Source organism: Clostridium bowmanii (genome assembly GCF_018861315.1).
GTDB lineage: Bacteria > Bacillota > Clostridia > Clostridiales > Clostridiaceae > Clostridium_AD > Clostridium_AD bowmanii.
The window spans coordinates 51,431-77,297 of the sequence record NZ_JAHLDL010000006.1; the positions used below are offsets into that span (position 1 = coordinate 51,431).

Below are 25,867 nucleotides of genomic sequence, written 5' to 3' on the forward strand. Positions count from 1 at the left end.
ATATGATAAACTTGAATAGTTGACAATACGGGTATATATTTATTTTTTGAAAGAGGTGAAAAATATGCAAGAAGGAATACATCCAGAATACCATCATGATACAGTTGTTAAATGTGCATGTGGAAACACTTTTACTACAGGATCTACTAAACAAGAACTTAAAGTAGACGTATGTTCTAATTGCCATCCATTCTACACTGGAAAGCAAAAGAATATTGATGCAGGTGGAAGAGTAGACAGATTCATGAAAAAATTCAACTTAAAAGCTGAAGTAGAAGATGACGCAGAATAATATATTAATGGAAAAGATTTAATTATCTTTTCCATTTTTTAATTTATATCATATTATCTAGCTAATACTTCAAAGTTCTTATTTAACATTTCTAAAAATTCTCTATTATTCTTAGTTTTAGCTATTAAGTTTAAGAGTTTTTCTGTTACTCCCGTAGCATTCCCTTCTCTATACATTATCTTTCTTAAGTTATATATAGTTTCCATTTCAATCTTCGTAAGCAATAAATCTTCTCTTCTTGTTCCTGACTTATAAATATCAATGGCAGGGAATATTCTTCTTTCTTGAAGTTTTCTATCTAAGTGAACTTCCATATTGCCCGTGCCCTTAAATTCCTCAAAAATCATATCATCCATTCTGCTTCCCGTTTCTATAAGTGCAGTAGCAAGAATTGTCAAACTTCCACCCTCTTCAATGTTTCTAGCCGCTCCAAAGAATTTTTTTGGCATTAAAAGCGCACTAGGGTCCAGGCCTCCAGATAAAGTCCTTCCAGAAGGTGTTATAGTTAAATTGTAAGCTCTAGCAAGTCTAGTTAGACTATCTAGTAGGATAACTACATCTTGACCTTGTTCCACCATTCTTTTAGCTCTTTCAAGTACCATATAAGCAACTTTTGTATGATGATCTGGTTCTTCATCAAAAGTTGAATAAATAACTTCGCCTTTAATAGATCTCTGCATATCAGTAACTTCTTCTGGCCTCTCATCTATTAGTACAACAATTAATTTTACTTCTGGGTGATTTATAGAAATACTGTTAGCGATTTTTTTAAGAAGTGTTGTTTTTCCTGCCTTTGGCTGTGCTACAATTATTCCTCTCTGACCTTTACCTATGGGAGAAATAATGTCCATCATTCTTGAAGACAAATCTGTTGGAGTAGTTTCTAGTGTAAGCCTTTGTGTTGGGTAAATAGGAGTTAATTTTTCAAACGGTCTTCTACCTACAGCTCTATCTGGATTTTCTCCATTTACTCCTTGTACATACAATAGTGCTTTAAATTTTTCTCCTTCTTTAGGTGTCCTAACTTTACCTTCTACTTCATCACCTGTTTGCAAATTAAATCTTCTAATTTGAGATGGTGAAACATAAATATCATCCTCACCTGATAAATAATTATGTCCTCTTAAAAAACCATAACTATTATTTTCAATTATTTCTAGAACTCCTCTTGCTGAGCCTGATTCATTTATCATTTCTTGTAATTTTTCTTTTTTATTTTCATTTTGGTTTTTAAAGCCTGTATCAATATTTTCATTATCAGGAGTTTTCTCAGTTTGAATTGGACTGCTTGTGATTTGCGTTTCTGAATTTTCTACAATATTATCTTGAACTTTAGAAATGATTTTAGGACTTATTTTTTCTTTTAAAATAACTCCATCCCTTTGCAATGAAACTGGTGTTATTTTCTTTATTTCCTCAATTAACTCACTTTTTTTAAATTTAGAAATGTTTTTAACACCAAGCTCTTTACAACGTTCCCGTAGTTCAACTACCGTCATATTTTCAAAATCTTTGTTTATCAAAAATCTGCACCTCCAAAGGGTATTTTATAAATTTAAGTGTAAAACCGCTATCCCTTTAGGGTAGTGGATGTAAGCTTTGTCTTAGTTTTTAATAGTAATTTTTGTAATAGATACAAATAATCTATTCGAGAATTACTAAACTCGTAGGTTCTCTTCGCCAATGTTAATTAAGGTTTTGAATATCTAACTCACTTCTCCTACCATCAGAGATGTTTAAAATTAGACCGTAGTGTTCAACACTAGAGAAGTATCTTGAAGTACCTGTATATTCTTAGTTAACGTAGTCTGTTAAGACTTAGGCTATTCAACCGACTTGTTTGGAATGCTCCTACAAGCCACTACCCTTTAGGGTAGTTGGCAGTTGACATATAATATCTATTTAATAAATACCATAGGAATTTAAAAATGTGTTAACTATCCAATGAATTTTTTTGAAATGATATACTTTTCTAATTATATCCTATTTCATAATTTTAATCCACTATATTAAAAATACACAAAGCCACTAGTGGTTTATGTGTATTTTATGATTTTTTTCTATATCATAGCATATAGTTTCTCTATAGTTTGTCTATGTTTATTTACTTTTTCTATAACCTTTTCATTCTTGCCAATGAAAAATATAGGCAAGGCTAATTGCTCGCATCCCCCTATAACCATATTTGTTTTCAATAGCTCCTTAATATTATAATGATAGGAATGATTTTCTCCACACAGGCAGCACTTAACCTGAATCAGCATTTCATTACCCCTATGCAACTCAACGTTTAAGGAGGAGAATTTAGAGTTCATGCTCTCTAACTCAAATATAGTCATTTCTACCACATTATATTGACCATTACAATCTTTTAAAGCCATAGCAATATTAGTATCGAATGTCAATTTTCTCACCTCAATGTTTTATATTTTTTATTAAATTTGTCTTATAATAACTAATAGCTATTAGCATCAAATTCATTTTGCTTCATTATGTTCTTTAATACTAAATTCTATATATTTCATGAAATTCCTGCTAAATTATAATTGAATTTATTGGTAATTTATTTTATTGCAAATAAAAATATCCTACAGTGTAGACTTTTTTTCATTTGTCCACGATATAGGATATTTTTTTATTACTATTTTTTATATTCTATTGATGCTTTAATAAATTGCTTAAATAGCTGGTGTGGTTTATTAGGTCTAGATTTAAGTTCTGGATGAAACTGAACTCCAACAAACCAAGGATGATCTTTAATTTCAACTATTTCTACTAATCTTTCATCAGGGCTTGTTCCCACACACATAAGTCCTGCATCAGTTATTACTTTTCTATACTGGTTGTTAAATTCATATCTATGTCTATGTCTTTCATATATAACTTCATCATTATAGGCTTCATAAGCATTAGAATCTTTTGTTAATTTACATGGGTATAATCCTAGTCTCATAGTACCACCTTTTTCATCTATATCCTTTTGATCTGGCATCAGGTCTATTACAGGATATTCCGTATCAGCATTAATTTCTGAACTATTTGCAGTTTTGAGTCCTGCCACGTTTCTTGCATATTCTATAACGGCACACTGCATTCCAAGACATATTCCGAAGAATGGCACTTTATTTTCTCTAGCATATCTTGTTGCCTCTATTTTCCCTTCTATTCCTCTGTCACCAAATCCTCCTGGAACTAATATACCATCAACATCTCCGAGTATTTCGCGTGCATTGTCTTCAGTTACATCGCAAGCATCTACCCATTTGATCTCTACATTAGAGTCATTATAAAGGCCTCCATGGCTTAATGCCTCAACAACAGAAATATAGGCATCATGAAGTTCCACATATTTTCCAACTAGTGCTATTTTCACATTTCCAGATAAGTTCTTTAATTTATCTACCATGGAAGCCCAAGCAGCATTATCTATTTCATGACAGTTTAGTTTTAATTTTTTACATACTAGAGTATCTAAGCCTTCTTTGTGAAGCATAAGCGGTACTTCATATAAATTCTCAGCATCTAAGTTTTGAATTACTGAGTTTGCTTCTAAATTACAGAAAAGACCTATCTTAGCCTTTAAGTCATCAGATATTTCCTTCTCAGAGCGGCATACTATAATATCTGGTTGAATTCCAATAGTTCTAAGTTCTTTTACGGAATGTTGAGTAGGTTTTGTTTTAAGTTCTCCTGCCATCTTTAAATATGGCACTAATGTAACATGGACAAAGCAAACATTCTCTACTCCTACCTCATATTTGACCTGTCTTATAGCCTCTAAAAACGGTAATGACTCAATATCTCCAACGGTTCCACCAATTTCAGTTATAACAACATCTATATTTTTTTCTTTAGCTACTCTATAGACTCTTTCTTTTATCTCATTAGTTATATGAGGTATTACTTGTACCGTGCCTCCTAAATAGTCTCCTCTTCTCTCTTTTGATATAACTGACCAATATACTTTACCTGTAGTTACATTACTACTTTTACTTAAATTTTCATCAATAAATCTCTCATAATGTCCTAAATCTAAGTCTGTTTCTGCACCATCATCTGTAACAAAAACTTCTCCATGTTGATAAGGACTCATGGTTCCTGGATCTACATTTAAATACGGATCAAATTTTTGTATAGAAACCTTTAACCCCCTATTCTTTAAAAGCCTACCTAGTGATGCTGCTGTTATACCTTTTCCCAAAGATGAAACTACTCCACCTGTAACAAATACGTACTTAGTACTCATAATTATTCCTCCTATATCTTACTTCTTTATTTCTTATTGCAAATTTTATGTCTATTACATGGTTAACGTTGCTAATACCTAGCTTTTTAAAACTTTTATGAATATTTTCTAAAAACATGTTGACAGATGTTATTTTTAAATCTATAATAGAAATTACCCTATAAATAGGATCGTAAAGTATAATGGTATTATTATTTTCAAAAACAATATTAACATCTTATCACACTTTTTTGTCATTAACCAGTGTTTTTTGTGGTTTTCTTTTTTTTGGAGAATTTTATTTTGTAATATTTCTTATATTTATACTTATAGGTCTAATTTATCCTTTAATTTTATTATTTTCTATTATAACTCCTGCCTAGTTATATCTAAACATTTCAAACCCTATAATAACTTAAATAAAGGCCATGTTCTATATATAGAACATGGCCTTTATAACTACTGCGCTTTAATACTGATTTTTAAAGTTGTACTTAAAATTTGTTGATTGCCGATTATCATATCATAATCTATAAATACATCCCCACCATTATTATCTACATTCATTTTTAGCTCCCTAGTGTCCACAGTTAGGTCTAATGCACCATGAGGTGTATTATATAAAGTTAAGTCTCTACCATATTTCTTAAATTTCATTTCTGTATTAGTAGTTCCCGTCCTTATAAGTGTAAAATGTTCTTCATCAATTTTTAATGTAGTGGTAGTCCCCTTCATTCCTGAAATTTCTGTCTCTTCATATACTGCATAGTAACAATTATCTTTTTTATAAAATTCTCCGGGTGTCACCACCTCAATTGCATCACCATCATCTTCACCGTCAGCTTGTTTGCTAACAATTGAAATCACTGCATTTTTCTTCATAACCCTACTCCTCACTAATTTAAAATATATTTATTTATTTCTTCGCCAGTTGCTGGTTGCACGTCTATAGATTTATCTAAAGACGTGCCATATGTTCCATATTTAATAGATATAAGCTTATCATCTTTTCCCTTACAATATCTCCCAGAAACTTTAGCTGCAAATTCTATATCTTTATCTGTGGCTTTTCCTATTATAACAATAGTAGATCCATTATAGTCCACAGGTAAAAACATTAGATCTTCTTCTGTTAAAAATTGTTCTAATAACTCTCCCTCTTCTTCTGTTCTGGACGATATAATCTTTGCATCTTTAGTTATTCTAAAATGCCTTCCTATTTTAAGTAATTCAAGATCTTTTTTAGATGTGTCTTCTTTATGCTCTAGCAATTCCTTAAGTCTTACAGAATAACTAGGTTCCGTAAGTTTACATCCACCAGCAGGTGACGGGTAATCTAGAATACCCCATTTTTCTGCTAGTTCCATTTGAACTTTCCTGTTTCTCCCTTTTATATCCAGAAGAGCTTCTCTATCTATTAAGCCTTCTATCTCCATTTCAGTTGGATTAAGATTCTTTGCTGATAGTGGCCTTAGAATCTTTTGACCTATACCAGATTCATTTTTTACTATATCTAGTGCTGACCTATTTTGGGACATGGGTCTTTGATTTAAAACCTCTCCGGTTATAATAAAGTTCGCATGAAATTTCTCTAGTAAGTCTCCACAATGTCTCATCATCATAGCATGGCAGTCTATACATGGGTTCATATTTTTACCATATCCATGTTTTGGGTCCTTTAGCATGGTGAAATGTTCCTCTGAAAAATCCACAACTACTAAGGGTATATCTATTTGTTTGACAATTTTTAATGCATTTTCCTCACTGAAAAAGTATGATTTAAAGCATATGCCTATAACTTCTATGCCTTGATCTTTTACAAGTTTTGCTGCGAGTATACTATCCAGGCCTCCGGAAATCATAGCTAAAGCTGTTGTCATAAAACCTTCTCCTCTCCTGGTTGTATTTTACTCGATACTAAGAAAATAGATCTATCCCTATATAAGGGAATCTCAAATAAGTAACTACTATTTATTATTTCTTTCTATAGCGAGTTCGATAAGTTCATCAATAAGCATGCCGAAATTTTTGCCTGTGGCTTGCCACATTTTAGGATACATGCTTATTTTGGTAAATCCTGGTATAGTATTAACCTCATTTAAATAGACATCTTCAGTTTCTTTATCTACTAAAAAATCCACTCTTGCCATTCCAGCACAATCTAATATGCTATAAATTTTTATAGCTTCCTGTTTAATATCCTCTAACTTAGCTTCACTAAGAGCTGCAGGTATTAAAAGCTTCGATGCTTCACTTTTATATTTAGCTTCATAATCATAAAATTCTTTTGCTGGTATTACTTCTCCTGGCACAGAAGCCTCTGGGTAATCATTCCCGAGTACTGCCACCTCTATTTCCCTTGCATTTATTGCCTTTTCAACTAATATTTTTCTATCATATTTCAGTGCTTCTTCTACTCCAAGTATTAGTTCCTCCCTGTTATGAGCTTTAGTTATCCCTACAGACGAACCACTATTAGAAGGCTTGATAAATACTGCATAACCAAGTTTTTTTTCTATTTTTTCTATTAATATGTCTTTATTTTCTACATACTCATGTGCATTAATCACCACATAATCAGCTTGCTTTATATCGAAATTTTCTAATAAGTATTTGGTATATACTTTGTCCATGCAAATAGCAGAGGACATTACCCCTGGTCCAACACAAGGAACATTTAATAATTTACACATTCCCTGAATAGTACCATCTTCTCCAAACAGACCATGCAATACTGGAAATACTACATCTACTTCTTTATTAAATAAAATCTTTTGACCCTGTGGAACTTTAAAAAATTGGTCCTTTTCCCATTCTCCGCTCTCTATGTTATCTACTTTACCAGTATATTCAAACCATAATCCATCCCTTGTTATTCCTATTGGGTATAAATCATATTTTGTTACATCAATATTTTTTAGCACAGATGCTGCTGATACCCTTGAAACCTCATGTTCGGTAGACTGTCCACCAAATAATACTGCAACTTTCTTTTTCATTTACCATCTCTCCTTATAACTATAATAACTATTTTATGAATAATAAAAACATATGCGAACTAAATAAATTTACTATATTATATCATTTTTATCTATTACTTTGTATTTTAATTCTATGATCTAAATTGTAGCCTTAACATCTTTAATAATAACACCACTATAAATTATAATGGTATTTTATAATTAATTCAATAGAAGAGAGGATATATGTGCACTTTACGCAATATATCCTCTCTTAACCGACAAATCTAGTAGGTTTATCCTCTTAGTAAACATTTCCCTAAATAGTTAATTTACCATTAGGAGTATCTATTATTTCCATAATTCTTTGCTCATATCCAGTACTGGCATTAATATATACTATAAAGCTTTTCTCTTTATATGAACCTAAGAATTCATAACAAAGAACTTCTTTATTAGTCTCAGTTGGTATAATAACTAAACTTATTTTACTTATTTTCAAACGTTTACCAACTTTTTCTTGGGCTTTTGCTACAGTTATTTTCGGTGTAGTTATTTCCCTTTTTTCAATATGAGACACTAAAAACTTTTCAGATTCAATTCCTATAATACTACCATCATCTAGTGCAATTTTAAGCTTTACTTGATCTGGATAAATAGCTATTTCTCCTTGATTATATACATAACTTACTACCGCCGTATTTTCATAATTAAGATTATATGTAGGCTGCATATTTTTATATCCTAATTTTCCAATAAATACACTTCCACCTTCTATTGCCTTATTAATATCTAAAGCTTTTTTTCCTACAGGCCTACTGTCTAACAAATATACTATTTTGCCTCCATTTTTGCTTACTTCTATTACTGTTTTAGCCTCACTTTTATTTCGCCCTTTAAATGTAATATAAAAAGTATAGGAGGGTATTCTTGTTTTCCCTGAAACTGCTTTATTTTCGATACTTGTAATTTTATCTTCTCCAAATATATTTTTTACTGTTTGCATTGCATCTTTTACACTTACTTCTTTTTGAGTCATTATTTTAGGCTTTATCTCTAATATATTGTCAGAAAAAGGTCCATCATAAATTAATGCAGGATATTGAACTATTTGTTTTTGTATGCCCTTGAATTTCTCAGTCACAAGGTCGTCCCCTACTTTTGCAAATACCCCAGTACTCTTTCTTCTAATCTCTCCCCATTTAACTTTGCCTTCATTTATATCAGAAAGAACACCATTTAATTGCTCCTGGAGCGTATAGGATTGTTTCTCTAGTTCGTCAATTAATCCATATTGCTTATCATTAAGATCCTTACCTTCTGAGGCAGCTATTGACAATGCATAAGAGAAATCTCCTACTTGAGTTAAAAATTCACTAGTGTCTCCAACAACTTCTTGGTCTATTGGCAAAGAATGCAATTTGTCATTTGCAGTAGCTGAGTATCTAAAGATCTCCTCGAAAACCACTATGCTCTGCTCTCTAGACCCAACAATAGCAGACTTTCCAAGATTTATTCTTATATTTTGTACTGAGCTAATAAGCTCATACATATTTTTACTGTACTGGCCTTGAAGATAATTTCTATAATCTAATCTCTCCAAAAACATTAGTATAGCAAACGTAGTTGAAAACACAACAATTATAGTTACAGCACTTGTATACAATATTCTTTTCTTTATCATTTTCATATATTTGCCTCCTGGCATCCTCCTAGTAGCTTTCTATATACTTTATTCAACTAAATAATTCATTAAAAAATTCTACTAGTTTAAATTTAACAATTATTTTTTTGTTATTTACGGTGTTATCTACCATTTTATATTCATCTTCTGATAATACATCCTTCATTTCACTCTCAGTTTTTTCGTAGGATACATTTCCCTTTGTAATATCTACAAAACATAGTGGTGGAAACATAACACACCACCAATTCTGGCCGGTACCATTTCCAATAACTATTCTGTAGGCTTCATATTTACCTTGAGGCAAAGTTATATTTCCATAAGTTTTAACCGGAAAATATTCCTGTGAAAGTGTTGTATCTACTATATATTTAAAACCATTTTTATTTATAATGCCTTCAGCAATTCTTTTAATATTTTTGTCTTCACTATTTATAACTTTTCTTGATTCCTCTATGCTTTTGCAATCCACAAGTTTCGGTGATACATATTTTAAAACAGAATCTCTTACTTTTAATTTTAATCCTTGATCTATTTTATCATCACTATTAGCTATTACATGAAATCTTATAAGCTTAGCAGCGATATCACTTTGACTGGCTTTTGTAGCTACATTGCCGCTATTTAAAGCTATAGAAATTATAATAATTATGGTAATACTTGTTAATATAAATTTTTTCATAATTATCCCCCTTGAATACCATGTTTTATATTAAAATTATTACCATATTGTGTAATTTTATTCACTGAACTGATCCAATTCTTCTTATTTCAGTTTTAACAGTAACCACAACTGTTGCATTTTTATACTTCTCTATCCAATCTTTTTCTATTTTATTCCATAAAGAAGGCTTAAACTTTTCAACATGTTCGCGAATGCCAAAGGGATCTATTTCAAACTCACCTTTAGCTGTTTGCATGATTTTTTCACACTCATCACTAATTGAGAGATTAAAAGTATTTTGCAAACTTTGCAGCTCTTCTTTTCCTAGTATTTTTTTACCTACATAATATCCATTTATCTGACCTTCAAGACCTAAATCTATATTGATCACTAACTTACCCCCTTGTTCCTCAACCTTCATTTTCCTCTCATATCCGTTAATTATATAATCAATAGGGTGTCCATCAATGTATATAACTTTTTTCCCAATGTTAAATTTGTCACTTAGCAATTGGATATCCATTAGTTCTATGGGAGTAAAATAACCTTTTAATTCATAATTTTTAATTATAGCAGCACCAGTCAAAATCAATTCATTTTTTTCCTTTTCTAAAGTTATTCTAGGTAGTAACACATTCCCATTCTCACTCAAAAGAATAAGAAATTCATTTAAATTTATGCTCATAATCCTAGAATTTCTTTTACTATTAGCCATAAGTCCAGAAATATAATATCCAGCACTGTTTTCTGTCATAGGTTTAAATTTTATATATTCTTCAGCTTTACCGTCCGATACAACAATACCCATCATCCTATTTATGTTAGGATTTCGCTCTAGATAATCGACTATCTCTTTAACAGTATCTTTATGCTCTAATAAGTTGCTACTTAATATTAATAGCTTAGCCTGCCCCATATATATGTCTCTACTACTTTTAGCCATAGCTTCTGAGGATGCATCTTCCATAGAATAAGCTTCAGTATTAATATATTTTTCCTGTGCACTTCCACTTTTTCCTGACCCTAGCATGCTCATATCCGGAAATCCATAAGTTACATTAATTTTTTTAATTTGCCCCTCAGCAAAGGAATCTTTTGAATTAATGCTTTTTAATTCCTTTTCTTTACCAATATCTTGCCCTGGGTCAACAGCTATAGTGGATATGAAATTAAGCCTATCTATTTCTACTTTATCCCAACATCCACTAAATAAAACACAACTTAAGATAATGGGTAATACGATCTTAAATTTCATCTGTACTTTTCCACCTCCCTTTCTCTTTGCTTTTACCTTTAGCTTTACCTATGATCAGGATAAGTATAGGTAAGATTACAAAAACAAATATAGCAGTGTATAAAACTGCGGTAGTTTTAAATTTCAAATTATAAACTTCTGCTATATTTTCTGGATATAATGCTATGGCATAAATAATAGGCATAATTAAAAGTGAAGATATTTTAATATCCTTCAACTTAAATATATTTTTTACAATCTCACTGGAAAAAAAATAAGTATTGACAAATGTAGTGAAATAAAAAAGTATCCAAAGCGCCATTACTATTCCTTCCCAGCGCTCTACAAATGTTCCTGGTATATATAAAGACCTTATCATCGAAATAGTTGGCCACAATAAAATTCTACCTTGAACTTTAGAGAACACAGCTAAAACAAGTACCGTTACAATAATATAAAAAATGGATACAAACATAATACTCTTTCTTAAAACACGGAATGCGTTTTTCTTTTTCTTAACATAGGGAAGAATAAGATATGCTATTTCAAATCCCCCAAAACAGAAAAGTGCATATCTAGAAGCACTAAAATAATCAGAGGGTTTATTATTTAACACTGGTAGTAAATTTGTAAAATCTGCATTTATTGCGATAAGTATGAACACTGCAAAAATTGAGATGAACATAATCCAGAAAGAAATTTCATTAAACTTAACTACATCACCTATTTCACCTCTAACTAAATAGTTTCCTGTTAAAATAGTTGTCATTAAAATAAATTCTGTGGGAGTCTGCCTTAATAAAAATAGTCTAATTACTTCAACAAACTCCCTCATCCCTAGAGAAACAATAAATATACTATAAATTGCAAAGATAATAGCAAATAGTCCTCCAAATAATTTTCCAAAATTATTCTGTAATATATTTGTAAAATCCTCAAAATTATTTTTTTTCATAACCATGTATATAAGATACAGCAATAAAAAAATTACTATTCCTGAAGCTAAAGTAACTATCCAGGCATCACTACCTACTTTATCTATGACATCCTTTGGGGATGAAAATATTCCTATACCTACAATAGCCACCACTACAGTGGTAAATAACCCAAAATCTCCAATTATTTTTTTATCTCTCATAATAATTCCCTCCACAAAAAAGATGATACATTATTTTTGTCTTATTTTATCCCCCGTTCTCATGTATTTAGGTCTTTCTTTTAGCTTAGATATGGGCACTCTAATATACATATCTTTAAAATCCGCAAAATTAGTATTGACCGCTGGTGCTAAATAAGGTATTCCAAAGCTTTTCATTCTAACTAGATGAATGAGAAGTATAATAAGTCCCATAACTATCCCATAAAGACCTACAATGGCTGAAGCGATGATAAGAAGAAATCGTACAAGTCTAAGCGCTGTAGTAACTTCATAATTAGGCGATATAAACGTAGTAATGGCGGTAATTGCCACAATAATTATCATAATAGGACTAACTATTCCTGCACTTACTGCAGCTTGCCCTATAACAAGCCCACCTACAATGCCAATAGTAGCCCCGATAGGCCTTGGTAGTCTAACTACAGCCTCCATAAGAAGAGCTAAAAACAATTCCATAATAATAGCTTCTACAAATGCAGGAAATGGCACCCCTTCCCTAGAAGCTGCTATAGAATAAGCTAATTTAGTTGGTATTATATCTGGTTGAAAAGAGGTAATTGCTACATAAAGCGCCGGTGCCGTCAGAGAAACAATTATAGAAAACATCCTAATAAATCTAATCATAGAACTGTGCATCCATCTTTGATAATAATCATCTGGCGATTGAAATAAATTAGGCAGAGTAGTTGGAACAATAATTGCAAAAGGAGAATTATCTACAACCAGTGCTACTCTGCCTTCGTATAATGCTGCAGCTACTACATCCGGCCTCTCTGTACTTTGTATTTGAGGGAAGGGTGAATATTTATTATCCTCTATTAATTGTTCAATGTAGGCACTGTCAAAAACTACATCAATATTTATTTTATCTATTCTATCCTCAAGTTCCTTAAGCACTGTCTTATTGACTATATCTTCAATGTACATAATAACCATGTCAGTTTTTGATCTAGTTCCTATTGTTGTAGCTTTAATTCTTAACCTTGTATCTCTAATTCTCCTTCTAATCAAAGCAGTGTTGAATCTTATAGTTTCTGTAAGGCCATCTCTTGCTCCTCTAATTACAGTTTCACTAGATGGGTCTCCTACCCCTCTAGCAGGCCAAAAACGCGTTGCAACAACATAGGCACAGTCTAACCCATCTATAAACATTAATGTATCTCCAGAAAGGGCAGAATTAACTCCTTCACTTAATTCTTTTACTTCGTGCATATCTGTCACTGCTAGTATTTCGTCTTTTATTTGCTTAACATCCTCCACGCCTTTTGAACATAACATTAATGGTTCTAAAACATAATGATCTAATAGCAGTTTATCTGCCATCCCATCAATATAAACTAGTGCCGCTTTCCACTCTCCCACATTAAAAACTCTAAAAATAACATCAGAGTTATCTGCCAAAAGTTCTTTTAAATATTCTATGTTTTTTTCTGCGTCAAGCTGGATTTGATCATCAATTATCTCTTTCATAGTCTTCACATCCTTATATATATATATATGAATAATTGAATTTTACCTATAACTATTCACATTCATTTAACCCATAACCTTAAGTGATGAAATTCAGTTAAAATAGGAACCTCAGCATAAATAAAATTATTGCTATAATAATTGCCAGTGAACCTAATATGCGTGCTTTTTTACTGGTACTATCATCACCTGATTTTTTGAAGTTTTTTGTATCTATAATAAGTACTACCGAACCCTGAATTACCATCATCAATAAAAAGTACACATCAAATAAATCTAAGATTTTCATTGTTTTTCTCCCTGTTTTAGTAAATTCATTTTACTTCTTAAGCTAGTTTTAACGACACTGATTAAAAATATTCATTTAAATACAACTTATATTGCGCCCATTCTGGACGCAAAACATAAGAACGTGAAAAAGCCACAAAGGTTTTTCCACGTTCTTATGTTTAAATATAAAATCATTTCTAAATAGTTCTTGTTATATACACTTCCTTATATTGGGTTTTAAATTTGTCATAACATCTTTGCGCTTTTAACATATCATCAAAAAAAGCAAATATTGTAGGACCACTTCCGCTCATCATTGCTCCCATTGCACCCATCCTAACCATATCTTCTTTTATTCTTTTCAAAACTGGGTATTTTCTTAATGTAACATTTTCAAGTAAATTTTTCATCCCACTGCATACATCCTCTAATTTTTCTTCTTCCATAGCTTTTATCAATGCTTCTGTGTTTGGATGCTTAAAGATCTTACTAATATCTAAGTTCTTATAAACCTCCTTAGTTGATACTCCAAAATTAGGTTTAACCAAAACTAAAATTTGATTTATAAAAGGAGCTAGTGGAGTAATAATATCCCCTATGCCTTCACACAAGGCCGTTCCTCCCATTATGCAATAAGGAACGTCTGCACCAATTTTTACACCTAAATTCATAAGTTCATTGTCATCTACATCTATTTCAAATACATGTCTCAATGTTTTAAAAACAGCGGCGGCATCTGCGCTCCCCCCTGCCATACCCGCAGCGACTGGAATGTTTTTCTTAAGATATATATTTATACCTTCATGAATATCGTAAGTATCAATAAAAAGTTTTGCAGCTCTATATACTAAATTCTTATCATCCGTGGGTATGTATGGTTTATTACAACTTATATTAATACCCTTATTGCATTTCTGAAAGGACATAGAATCATATAAATCCACATTTTGCATAATCATTTTTAGTAAATGATATCCATCTTCTCTTTTACCTACTATATCTAAAGATATGTTTATTTTTCCATAAGCTTTTACTAACATAATTTTCCTCCAACTTTTTATTAAGAATCCACTAAGGTGGCTTTATCCACAAGGTGGCTTTATCCACAAGGTGGCTTTATCCACAAGGTGGCTTTATCCACTAAAATGGCTTAACTAACAACTTATTAAACAATAATTGTTTAGTCACCCTTAGGAATTCAGAGGCTTATATAAGCTGAGCCTTTTCTTGTGAAATATTTCTAATAAAATTAGTATATTACAACAAATTTAATATTGCTACATATAATTTAAAATAAGGTGCATGTAAAAAAAACAACAAGTCAATATACTAGTATACTGACTTGTTATTTTTTTACGTATGGCTATATAATTATTCTACCTGGTATTATAAGTTTTTGTGAAACTTTTATAACGTTAGGATCTTCTATTTGGTTGACCCTTACAACTTCTTGCATGGTGGTATTATACTTTTTAGCAATTTTCCACAAAGTGTCCCCTGATTGTACTACATAAATAGTAATACTAGCTGTTTTCTTAGGCAGTTCACCTTCTACAGGATAAACATCAACTAAAAATTTCTTTTCTACCATGTAGTTTACTCTTACATATACTTTCACTATAGCTCGAACTGATATATTTCCTGCCTCAATATCTGCATTTATATTTTCCAGTGATAGCTTACACACACTGCTCATATTTATCTTAGTACCTAATATCTCAGCCCCACATGTAAAAGGAATCTCCTCAGACACAGCGGAAAGATATTTTTCTTCATCGTCACTCCTATATAATACAGTTACATTCATTATGCCTTCGATTATAACCTTATCCTCAATAACCTTTTTATCTGTTACAGAGACACTGGCATTACACATAATAACCTTGCTTGGCTTTGCCATATTACTATCTAATTCTATATCCCCCTTAACCAAGGTCTCCGTTAATAATTGTCCTTGCATTACATTAAGTACATAATCCTTTTTATCCATCTCAAGATTTGTAGTTGGTGAATATATATCTTCAATCATGTCTACTTCTTCTTTGTGCATAGCCCTTGTATTTGTTTTTATTAGAAATTCTACATCAATAATTCTTTTTTCCCCTAAGTCATCTTCCTTAATATCAAAATCAATAGCATCTACCCTAAAGTCTGTATAATTGTCCATATACGGATTTACATCCTCAAAATCCAGCTCTTTATTTAACATAACTTCTTGCTCAATATAAATTAATTCTCTGCTATCTGTTCCCTTATATATCATATTAATACATGCAAAAGCATTAATTGAAATTTTCCCTTCGTATAACTTAACTTCTTTTTTATGAATATTAACATCATATTTTATAACTTTACCAATTTCTGGTTTTTCCATTGGGATTTTTATATTAGCTTTCCCTATAAGTTCCCCATTAAAGTTTGTTATAACCTTATCAATACTAGTAGGATTTTTTAAATATTGAACATCCTTCACAGCTTCAATATCTTTAACTATTTCAAAATTAAAATTTTTATATACTTCAGATTTTAATTTCAAAATACCTTCTAAACATATTTTTCTCTCATTAATTACCCTACACTCCATATGTTCTACAAAACACTCAGCATCACAAAGCATTTCAGGCTTGGCACCCATTATATCGATCGTATTTGAAAACTTGGAACTGTATATAACATTTTCCATATCAGTACGTTCTTGATCTTTTGTCATATAAAGTACATTGTATTGAATTTGACCCTCTAAATATACCTTATCTTGAATTATTTCTTTAGAGTTTATAAGAGCCTTAACATCTAGCATAAGAATTTCCCTAACATCCGGATGAGTATCTGGTATTACATATTCTTCTTTCACTACTGTATCAGCAGTATTTTCTCCCAGCAGTTGTTCATACTCTATATTTTCTCTTATTAAATTTATATCCATACTATACCTCCTTGTATTTCTATTGGGGTAACACTTACGAACTGCTACCCTCCTAAAATACTAACTATTAATATATATAGAAATAGTGAAGAAAATATGATATTTGATATTTTTATTCGTATTGCAAAATCCATCATTTTTTTCAATCTTGAAAAAATAAAAGCACATATTTTGTAAAATGCACTGTTATTAGTATCCACATGCACTTTATTTAATATATGCTTTGTTAATTTCATGTTCATAAATTTTATTTATAAATTTAAAAAACGATACCATGGTACAGTATCGTTTTATCCTGCAAAAACTATTTGAACTGTTTTTGTCAAAACATCTGAATAACTATATGTCACAGTCCTGTGGGTGTCATTTTCCAATCTAATAACAAAAATACTTGTATATGTCTTTTCAATAACTCCATTATCCACAAGAATTTTTCGTCTTCCACCATTTGCTTTTAATGTTACTCTTTCGCCAACATGACTTTCAATTTCATCTTTTATTGAAGTCAATACATTAATCTGTTCCACAGTAAACACCTTCTCTCCACATTATACATTATACACGGTATATTTGTTTTTGTCAAGTAAGCTAATTATTTTATCACTAATACAACAATTTTGTCAATGTTAATTTTATGTTAACAAAATTCATTTTTACAGATTATTCGGCACAGAATTGATTTTTCTCCCTTTTATGAACCCTAACATTATAAACCAATAATATATCTTAATTATATAACATTTTATATATATACTGACTTTTATAGTATCTCCCTTAATTATATATATATTCAGTTTTAGAAACAAAAGCCCCATACAAAATATGGGGCTTTTGTCTATATATACTGTGATTTAGGAAATCCTTCTCTGTATTTTCCTCTAGTTTGAAGGCCTCCTATACCTTTGAGACCTGTTATAGTATTTTGTATAACATCTTCTATAGCTACAACATTTTCAACATTTGTATAGGCTATCTTCTCAGCTACTAGAACAGGATCCAAACAATGAATTAAGACACGATTTGGAGAAGAAGCAAAATTGGCACCAGCATCTAAAATTGCCTCATAACAAGATTGGCAAGCTCCTGCGAATATAACTAAATCATCATAGTTACTATTATAAGATCTAAGAGCTATAACAGACTCTACAAAATACTTTGAATTTCTGTAACTGTTTAAATTTATATAATCAGTTACTCCTTTTACCATACCATCATGGCCTGTAATTACTACTATATCTGGTTTAACTTCTTTAACTAAATTTACTATTTCATTTGGTTGATCTTTTTCTGATATTACCCTACCTACTGCATCTAAAGATAACTGTTTATAAGTTTTCAGACAAACCTCTAGATATTCTGGATCCCCATCAACATGTAGTATTTTACCTGGCCTTCCAAAAACCATATCTTTATTTTTGTATTCTTTGTATTCCTTGTATTTTTCTTGTTTCGATTGCATCTCTTTGATTTTACCATTAATATCTATAGTTCCTGCTCTATACCCTCTAGTTCCTTTAACCCTATTCACTAATATCCTCTTAATTGCCGTATTTACTTTTTTATTAAAAACCTTATCGATTTCACCAATATTATCTTCTGATACTAATTCTAAATCCTCACTTAGAGAGTCCGCTTCAATCCTTAAATTTATTCCCTTAAGTAAATACACATCAGTGTTATCTACATACATAACATCTATTATTTTAAAGGTAATGTCACCACCATAGGATTTCCTTACTACAATGTCGCCTATTTTCATAATATCATCTCCATATTTAAACTCATAATATATATTATGAAAATATACCCAATAGGTGAAAGTAAAAAAGTTATGTAAACATTATATCTACATAACTTTTTTAAACAATACGGTGCACACTATTTATAGAATAATATATGCTATTTATACCATACTGTCTGCTACCTCTGACTGAAGACCTTCTTATAATCTTCAATAAATGCCATACACTTTTCTTTTTCAGAAATTAACTCCTCCATCTTCTTGTTAAAGGTATTTTGAATCCATGTAACTTCATTATAATAATATCTGTTACAAAGCCTCCAATAGCGCTGTGGAAACACTAAAAATGCATATATGAGCCTATACTCTTCTTCTAACAGAGGATTTACACTACTATATGCCTGGAGTATTATCTCAGCATATCTTATGTCCCAATCCTGCTTCTTAAGCACTTTTATCAAAAAATTAGATAGATCAAATGCTTTTACTTCTCTTTTGCAGTAATCAAAATCAATTATATTAACATCATTATTTTTATCAATAATAATATTATGATGTGTATAATCATGGTGGCAAAAACCTTTTTCTTCTTCTGTTTGCCTACATATATCAAAATACATAGAGTCATCGAGTATTGCCATAGCTCTTTTGGCTAACTGCTTTTGATCCTCATAACTCTTAATATAATTAATATCGAAATCAGTTTTAAAATTTTTCTTTTTTCTAATCATGTCTTTCATTTTATCAAAAGACTTTATTCGTTTTTCCATTAAGTGTGGCCATCTACCAAGATCCGTTTTTAACTTACTATTCTCCGGAGGTTCATATCCCTTAGATGCAATATGCATATAAGCTAATTTTTTTGCAGCTTCCACTAAATCATCCTCATTATGGAAATCACATTCCCTACCATCTATCCAAGACGATAATGTATAGATATCTTCATTAACTAAGGCATAAGGATTTCCTTCAGTATTCAAAAAATACCTGTCTACCTTGTCAAATCCATTATTTGCAAGATGTTCTTTGGCTCCATATACAAACAAAAGTTTTTGCGTTCCATAATTGATTTTCTTTAAGCACTTATTTCCATCATCTGTCTTCAAGAAATATACCCCCTTATTTGGACGTATACTTTCTATTTTAATACCATATTGTCTTTCAATTTCAAATTCCCTCATCATATTACTCATCCCCCCCCTTTATAATTTATATTACCAATATTTTTTTTTAGAATATATTATTATATTTTTTAATAACATTTATTCATTCTTTTAATATAATAAAGTATATTCATATTTTAAATTAGTATTTAAGGAGTCTTAAAATGAGAATTGGAATTGATGCTCGAGCTGCAAAGTGGTATAGGGGGACTGGTATAGGAACATATTGTTACCAACTAATTCACTCTTTAAATAAAATAGACAATTATAATAATTATTCACTTTTTGTACCTGAAGAATGTAAGTTAGACATACCCTTTAAGGAAAATTTTCATATTAATAATATTGTGCAAGAAAATCAAAGTAACTTTTGGAATGAAGTAAATATCCCTAACACATTGGTAGACAAGTATATGGACATATATCACGTTCCTCAAAATGGAATCGGGTTACCAAATAGCAAAGACTGTCCCTTTGTTATTACACTACATGATGTTATTCCCTATAAAATGCCAGATACGGTTGGTGAACAATATCTGAAAATTTTCAATAAAAAACTACCAAATATTATTCCCTTGTGCGATGGAATAATTACTGTGTCGGAATATTCAAAGCAAGATATTATTGAAACTTTTAATTTTCCAAGCGAAAAAATATATGTTACTTACTTAGCTAGTGAGGATATTTATAAACCTTATAACAAAACTCTTAGTAAATTTATTATTGAAAAAAATTACTCTATTGTAGGAGACTATATTCTATATATCGGGGGCTTTAGTCCTAGAAAGAATATTGTTGGATTACTAGAATCTTTTAGTCTACTCTTACCAAAACTAAAAAAAGATATGAAACTCGTCATTGCAGGTAGCAAAGGTAAATCTTATGATATCTATAAAAAAAGAGCACAAGATTTGAACATCGAGAATAAAGTAATTTTCCCAGGCTTTATTTCTATGGACCATATTCCTTTCATGTACAATGCTTGTGAGATTTTTGTATACCCTTCTTTTTATGAAGGCTTTGGACTACCACCAATTGAAGCAATGGCTTGTGGAGTACCTGTAATCGCTTCTAATGTTACTTCTATTCCAGAAATACTTGAAGGTTCTGCTTTACTTGTAAATCCATATGATGTTAATGCCTTATGTGAAAAAATGTATAATGTGCTACTTGATAATTCCTTAAGACAATCCCTTATAACTAAAGGTCTAAAAAAAGCATCCACACTAACTTGGGAACATACCGCTGCAGCTACTCTAAATGCCTATAGAAATATATTATTGAATAAATAGAAATATTCGATCCCTTATAAAATACCTAGTATACTGACTGGGTATTTTTTTAATAAACTTATTTAACTAATAAAAGCACCCCCCATATAGTGAGGCTTGCACTATATGGGGGGGGGATTGGAGCTAACAATTATAATGATTTTTAAAGTCCTCTAAAAATTTTTCTCTATCCTCTCTATATTCCACTTTTCTTTTTAATCTATTTAAAAACACTTCTTCGCTCCACTGTTTTTTCCTTGTGTAATAATCTCTAGATACACCGTAAAAATCCTCTGGGAAACTAAGCAGACCATACAATACTTTTAGTTCTCTAGAATCTAGTGGGTTTACTTGTGTATATTCATCTAAAATACTATGGCATTTCTCTATATTATAAGCAAAATCTTTAACAGCCTTATTTATAAAATTACAAATATCATGTACCCTTAAATCTACTATTGCATAATCAAAGTCTAAAAAATATACTTCTTCCTTATTAATCAATATATTATGATGAGCTAAGTCATGATGACAAAATACAACCTTTTCTTTTTCTGTGCATAAATTGTGGTATTCTGATGATTGCAAAATTTTTATGCTTTGTATTATATTTTCCTCATAATATTGTACCTGTTCTAAAAAAATATAGTCAAATTCATTTTTATTTTCGTATAAATTTGCTATACTTTTAAAAAATATAAGTTCTCTTAATTTTTCATTAAAATTTTCAATCATTTTACCACAAAAATATTGCTTGTGATTTTTTGCTATTAGCATTTCAAAAGCCTCATCATTTATAAGTCCCGATGATGCCCTATGGAGCTCTGCTAGTGCTTTAGAAATTAATATAACATCAACTGGATTGCTATACTCACATTCTCTCCCCTCTACTAAACTCATAATACAATATATCTCATCTTTCCAAGGAACATATATGAAGTTGTCTTTTGTCTTTTCAAATTCAATAATTCTATTAAAATTATTATTTTTAATATACTCAATACCATAATTAATAAATTCTAACCTGGAGGTACCATAACTCACTTTTTTTAAAACCTTATCCCCCTTATCAGTGTCAAGTATGAATACTTTTCTTACTGGAATCACATCATGAACTAATAGATCAAATTCGCTAAATAAATTTACATCTAAATCATATTTACTTAAATAAGTCTTATCTTTATATCTAACGTCTAGCATGTTCTCACCTCTTCAATCATAACCTTTAGTACTATAAATTTTCATTATAATATTTCTAAGTTAAATCATCTCCTTCTGAACTATCATTAAAGTAATGAATCTCCATCTTGAATTAAAGCTTTTATAAGTTTCTTTGGAAATTTGTCTTCACGCCCATGTTTTTTAGCTTCTCTATACCTATTACAATGCTTTATGAATTCATTAGGATAAGAAATTAGGGCAATTAGAAATTTAGAACTACTATCATCTAATCCCTCAATGTAACAGAACTCATTAATAAGTTTACGGAAGTCCAGGTTCAGTCCTTTTCTTTTTAATTTACTAAGCAAAATGAAACAATCTATTTCCACCATGTTATAATTACAATCTTCAAAACTAACCACTTCAACAAAATGATTTTTCCGTAAGTTTTGAAAACCTGTATTGCCTAAACATATTTCGCATCTTCTCATGCTCCTTGTTATAATCCCTATATAATCCGATTCGTATACTGCGCTTATACATCCTTCCGCTCTTTTTATAACCTCCTCGCCATATTCAATAATTAATTTTTCAAAGGAATCCGTAGATTCATCTTTTTTAATATTTTTTATATCCCCAGCTAGCTTTTTAATAGAAATTTTATATTCCTCTATTACTTTTCCTGTATTGTTATTTAACTTATTTCTAAGATATCCGTTAAATCCTAAAGATTTTTCATGAAAAGATTGCATGGCACAAAACTGTTCAATTACCAATTCCTCAGTTATGTCGAAGTCCATATCTATATATTTAAATTCATTTGGCTCTACATTTTTAATACCTCTAAACACCATATAGTCAGAAAACTCATTATAGATGCTTATTGCCAATGGCATCACCTCTAATTAAATCTATTGGTTAATTAATACATAATACCCAATCGCAATATAACTTTCAAGTACTATCTATTCTTTTTATAATTTTTGTCCATCTTCTTTAATATCTCTTTTTGTTCGAATTCTAGTTCTCTAAGTTTCTTTTGTCTTTTTCTTATTTTCTTAAGCTTTTTAACTTCCTCCTTCATATTATCAAGTCTCGTATCATATTCCTCTACAGTGGATTCCTGTGGCAGCAACATGTCAATTTCGCACTCTTCATTGTACAAGTCATCTTTGTTTTTCCCCACAATACTACCTCCCATATTTTATTTGACTAAACTTATCAATAAAAATCTGCTTATCCTCTCTATCTTCATAATTCTTCTGAAGTTTTTTTAAAAAGAACTCTTCTCCCCAGTCTTTTTTTTCCCAGTAATATTGAATTCCTATTTGCCAATATTCCTGAGGGAACTCCATAAATGCTGCCATTATTACATTATCATTTTTATAGATTGGATTTGTATCATCGTAGCTATCCAATATAAAAGCTGCATTATCTAAACTCCATTTACCATTTTTCATTCTTCTTATTAGCAAGCTACTTAAATCATGTAAATGTGTGTCTAAGATACAATAATCAAAATCAATAATATTTACTTCACCATTTTTTCCCATTAATACATTGTGATGAGCGTAATCATGATGGCATAATCCCTTATGTTTTATTTCCTCCTTCATCTTACTTACATATTCACTTTTGCATAAATTATATATTGATCTATTACATCGTGCCAGCTCTTCATCCATTATTGCTAAATAGTTACTATCAAATTCGGTAATACATGTTTTTTCATATATTCTTCTTTTGAAATCTAATATTTCCCTTTCTCTGGTTTTAAATGTTTCTATCCATTTAAGCCATGCTATCCTGGGTAACATGTCCGGTGTAACTTTAAAATTCAAACTTTTTTTATGGAGCTGCGCAAGTTTTGAGGTACATAATTTTATTTCTACAGGATTGTCATAATTACACTCCCTCGCATTTACCCAAGGTGTTAAATAAGCATATTTATTCTCAAGTGTTATATATTCCTTGTTATCAACAGTTTCAATAATTTCAGGTATTTTTTGAAAACCATTGTTCTGCAAATGTTTTATTGCACCAATGATAAATAAAAAATGCTTAAAGTCATAATTAATGATTTTCAAGCAATACATCTCATTTTTCGTTTCTATTCTGTATACATTTTTTATTTTCTCTATATCGTTAATACAAAGAGAATAATTTTTTTTTACTAAATCCTTTAATTCCTGGATTTCCAAATGCATGCCTCCGCAATATTGTTCTATTGTAGTATATGAACACACCGAATAATTTGTGCACAATTATGTTTGTTCATCTAGCACACTTTTTAAGATAAAACAATATATTAATATATATTACCTTTTCAAAGGGATTTCAATTTTAAATACAAAGTTTTTCTAATAATTTTAAGGAGTGAATCCTATGAGGATTGCAATTGATGCTAGGGGTATCAATTTTTATAGTGGCACTGGAATAGGAACATATACAGAAAATGTACTTAAAAACTTAGTTAACATAGATACTTTAAATAACTATCATGTTTTTTGGTCAGGTGATAATTACGAAACTATAAAAAGAGAAAACTGCAAAATAGTAATGACCTCCAAAAAACATCAACGTTTTTTTGAGGATTATTATTTCCCAGCTAATTTATCAAAGGAAAAAATAGACATATATCATATGCCCCAAAACGGTATAGGTTTCTCTCAGGAAATTTCTTGCAAGAAAATAATCACTATACATGATTTGATTCCCTACGTAATGCCCGAAACAGTAGGAAAAGGATACCTGCTAAAATTTTTAAAAGAAATGCCTTTAATTATTGGAGGTTGTGATGGAATAATAACTGTATCCGAATTTTCAAAACGTGACATTCTAAAGTTTTTTCCAATAGATGAAAATAAGATCTTTGTAACACCACTAGCTGCAGATAAAAAATATGCCCCTTTGGACAAAACCCTTTGTAATGATTTTCTAAAAGACATGTATAATTTAACAGATCCCTTTATACTTTATCTAGGTGGTTTTAGCGAAAGAAAGAATGTGTCTTCTGTATTAACCGCATTTTCTAAAGTATATAAGGACTTAGACAAAAAATATAATCTAGTTATTGTGGGTGGCTATAAAGATTCAAGCCAAAAGCTATTAAAACTCACACATGAATTAGGAATAGATTATAATGTTATTTTCACTGGTTTTGTGCCAGAAGAGCATTTACCTATTTTCTATAACTCTTGTGATACCTTTATATATCCGTCTTTCTATGAAGGCTTTGGACTACCTCCACTAGAGGCAATGAATTGTGGTACCCCTGTGATAGCTTCTAACCTTACCTCTATTCCAGAAGTAGTAGGAGATGGCGGAATTTTAATTAATCCTTATGATATTTCAGAAATATCTCTAGCCATAGGAAACTTGCTCAGTAATGAGAAATTAAGATTAGAATTAGGTTCTAAGGGATTAAAAAGAGCTAGTGAATATTCTTGGCAAAATACTGCAATCAATACTCTTAAATCTTATGAGAGTGTATACAACCGTGAATCTCTTTCATAATTTAAAAAGTATGGAACTTCCCCTGCGTGCCTTGCAACCGAGCTTAAAACTGGAAATTCTATTTCAAATGTTTTTTCGCTTCTTATTGCAAGTCTCTCCGGAGAAATTCCATACTACTATTTATCTACTTT

General features: G+C 30.6%; 24 protein-coding genes. 3 read left to right on the forward strand and 21 right to left on the reverse strand.

Annotated elements, in window-relative coordinates; translation table 11 throughout:
• The first annotated feature begins 64 nt into the window (after positions 1–64).
• Positions 65–292 carry a 50S ribosomal protein L31 gene (gene rpmE / locus KPL51_RS05595; RefSeq protein WP_216158312.1) on the forward strand — a complete coding sequence of 76 codons (228 nt, stop codon included), beginning with the start codon at positions 65–67 and terminating at the stop codon, positions 290–292.
• Positions 293–345: 53 nt separating this feature from the next.
• Here rpmE and rho read toward each other — a convergent pair whose 3' ends face one another.
• From rho to KPL51_RS05680, 17 genes are all read right to left on the reverse strand, one after another.
• Positions 346–1,815 carry a transcription termination factor Rho gene (gene rho / locus KPL51_RS05600; RefSeq protein ID WP_216158314.1) on the reverse strand — a complete coding sequence of 490 codons (1,470 nt, stop codon included), beginning with the start codon at positions 1,813–1,815 and terminating at the stop codon, positions 346–348.
• A 537-nt stretch (positions 1,816–2,352) separates the two neighbouring features.
• On the reverse strand, positions 2,353–2,697 hold the full coding sequence (locus KPL51_RS05605; protein WP_216158316.1) for a hypothetical protein: 345 nt from the start codon (positions 2,695–2,697) through the stop codon (positions 2,353–2,355).
• Between the two features lie 236 nt (positions 2,698–2,933).
• Entirely contained in the window at positions 2,934–4,538 is a 1,605-nt protein-coding gene (gene pyrG / locus KPL51_RS05610; protein ID WP_216158317.1) for a CTP synthase, read from the reverse strand.
• 438 nt (positions 4,539–4,976) lie between these two features.
• The gene (locus KPL51_RS05615) at positions 4,977–5,399 is read right to left on the reverse strand and encodes a YwiB family protein (RefSeq protein WP_216158319.1); all 423 of its coding nucleotides are present in this window, start codon (positions 5,397–5,399) and stop codon (positions 4,977–4,979) included.
• Positions 5,400–5,413: 14 nt separating this feature from the next.
• The gene (locus tag KPL51_RS05620) at positions 5,414–6,397 is read right to left on the reverse strand and encodes a tRNA 4-thiouridine(8) synthase ThiI (protein WP_216158321.1); all 984 of its coding nucleotides are present in this window, start codon (positions 6,395–6,397) and stop codon (positions 5,414–5,416) included.
• A gap of 87 nt (positions 6,398–6,484) precedes the next feature.
• Positions 6,485–7,516 carry a D-alanine--D-alanine ligase family protein gene (locus KPL51_RS05625; protein ID WP_216158322.1) on the reverse strand — a complete coding sequence of 344 codons (1,032 nt, stop codon included), beginning with the start codon at positions 7,514–7,516 and terminating at the stop codon, positions 6,485–6,487.
• Between the two features lie 280 nt (positions 7,517–7,796).
• On the reverse strand, positions 7,797–9,167 hold the full coding sequence (gene ypeB, locus KPL51_RS05630) for a germination protein YpeB (protein WP_216158323.1): 1,371 nt from the start codon (positions 9,165–9,167) through the stop codon (positions 7,797–7,799).
• A gap of 46 nt (positions 9,168–9,213) precedes the next feature.
• Positions 9,214–9,843: a stage II sporulation protein R gene (gene spoIIR / locus KPL51_RS05635; RefSeq protein ID WP_216158324.1), complete on the reverse strand. Its 630-nt coding sequence runs from the start codon at positions 9,841–9,843 to the stop codon at positions 9,214–9,216.
• Positions 9,844–9,904: 61 nt separating this feature from the next.
• Positions 9,905–11,080, reverse strand: coding sequence for a Ger(x)C family spore germination protein (locus KPL51_RS05640; protein WP_216158325.1), 1,176 nt, complete (start codon positions 11,078–11,080; stop codon positions 9,905–9,907).
• Positions 11,070–12,197: a GerAB/ArcD/ProY family transporter gene (locus tag KPL51_RS05645; protein ID WP_216158326.1), complete on the reverse strand. Its 1,128-nt coding sequence runs from the start codon at positions 12,195–12,197 to the stop codon at positions 11,070–11,072. The genes KPL51_RS05640 and KPL51_RS05645 overlap by 11 nt, the downstream gene beginning before the upstream one ends.
• 30 nt (positions 12,198–12,227) lie before the next feature.
• The gene (locus tag KPL51_RS05650) at positions 12,228–13,688 is read right to left on the reverse strand and encodes a spore germination protein (protein ID WP_216158327.1); all 1,461 of its coding nucleotides are present in this window, start codon (positions 13,686–13,688) and stop codon (positions 12,228–12,230) included.
• 97 nt (positions 13,689–13,785) lie between these two features.
• Entirely contained in the window at positions 13,786–13,977 is a 192-nt protein-coding gene (locus tag KPL51_RS05655; RefSeq protein ID WP_216158329.1) for a CLC_0170 family protein, read from the reverse strand.
• Between the two features lie 178 nt (positions 13,978–14,155).
• Positions 14,156–14,998 (reverse strand): 4-(cytidine 5'-diphospho)-2-C-methyl-D-erythritol kinase, encoded by an 843-nt coding sequence (ispE, locus tag KPL51_RS05660; protein ID WP_216158331.1) that lies wholly within the window; start codon positions 14,996–14,998, stop codon positions 14,156–14,158.
• 323 nt (positions 14,999–15,321) lie between these two features.
• Positions 15,322–16,884: a DUF3794 and LysM peptidoglycan-binding domain-containing protein gene (locus KPL51_RS05665; protein WP_216158333.1), complete on the reverse strand. Its 1,563-nt coding sequence runs from the start codon at positions 16,882–16,884 to the stop codon at positions 15,322–15,324.
• A 290-nt stretch (positions 16,885–17,174) separates the two neighbouring features.
• Complete coding sequence (locus KPL51_RS05670; RefSeq protein WP_164956945.1) at positions 17,175–17,411, reverse strand: Veg family protein; 237 nt, start codon at positions 17,409–17,411, stop codon at positions 17,175–17,177.
• Positions 17,412–17,719: 308 nt separating this feature from the next.
• Positions 17,720–18,643: a sporulation peptidase YabG gene (gene yabG / locus KPL51_RS05675; RefSeq protein WP_216158335.1), complete on the reverse strand. Its 924-nt coding sequence runs from the start codon at positions 18,641–18,643 to the stop codon at positions 17,720–17,722.
• A 161-nt stretch (positions 18,644–18,804) separates the two neighbouring features.
• Positions 18,805–19,809 carry a CotS family spore coat protein gene (locus KPL51_RS05680; protein ID WP_216158337.1) on the reverse strand — a complete coding sequence of 335 codons (1,005 nt, stop codon included), beginning with the start codon at positions 19,807–19,809 and terminating at the stop codon, positions 18,805–18,807.
• Positions 19,810–19,952: 143 nt separating this feature from the next.
• Here KPL51_RS05680 and KPL51_RS05685 point away from each other — a divergent pair, with 143 nt between their 5' ends.
• Positions 19,953–21,080, forward strand: coding sequence for a glycosyltransferase family 4 protein (locus KPL51_RS05685; protein WP_216158339.1), 1,128 nt, complete (start codon positions 19,953–19,955; stop codon positions 21,078–21,080).
• Between the two features lie 123 nt (positions 21,081–21,203).
• On the opposite strand, the gene KPL51_RS05690 is transcribed toward KPL51_RS05685, so the two are convergent.
• From KPL51_RS05690 to KPL51_RS05705, 4 genes are all read right to left on the reverse strand, one after another.
• Positions 21,204–22,259: a CotS family spore coat protein gene (locus tag KPL51_RS05690; RefSeq protein ID WP_216158341.1), complete on the reverse strand. Its 1,056-nt coding sequence runs from the start codon at positions 22,257–22,259 to the stop codon at positions 21,204–21,206.
• Positions 22,260–22,345: 86 nt separating this feature from the next.
• On the reverse strand, positions 22,346–23,110 hold the full coding sequence (locus tag KPL51_RS05695) for a spore coat protein (RefSeq protein WP_216158343.1): 765 nt from the start codon (positions 23,108–23,110) through the stop codon (positions 22,346–22,348).
• Positions 23,111–23,181: 71 nt separating this feature from the next.
• Positions 23,182–23,406, reverse strand: a complete 225-nt coding sequence (locus KPL51_RS05700) for a hypothetical protein (protein ID WP_216158345.1) — start codon at positions 23,404–23,406, stop codon at positions 23,182–23,184.
• A 4-nt stretch (positions 23,407–23,410) separates the two neighbouring features.
• Positions 23,411–24,421, reverse strand: a complete 1,011-nt coding sequence (locus KPL51_RS05705; protein ID WP_216158347.1) for a CotS family spore coat protein — start codon at positions 24,419–24,421, stop codon at positions 23,411–23,413.
• 184 nt (positions 24,422–24,605) lie between these two features.
• Here KPL51_RS05705 and KPL51_RS05710 point away from each other — a divergent pair, with 184 nt between their 5' ends.
• Complete coding sequence (locus KPL51_RS05710) at positions 24,606–25,736, forward strand: glycosyltransferase family 4 protein (protein WP_216158349.1); 1,131 nt, start codon at positions 24,606–24,608, stop codon at positions 25,734–25,736.
• Positions 25,737–25,867 lie beyond the last annotated feature (131 nt).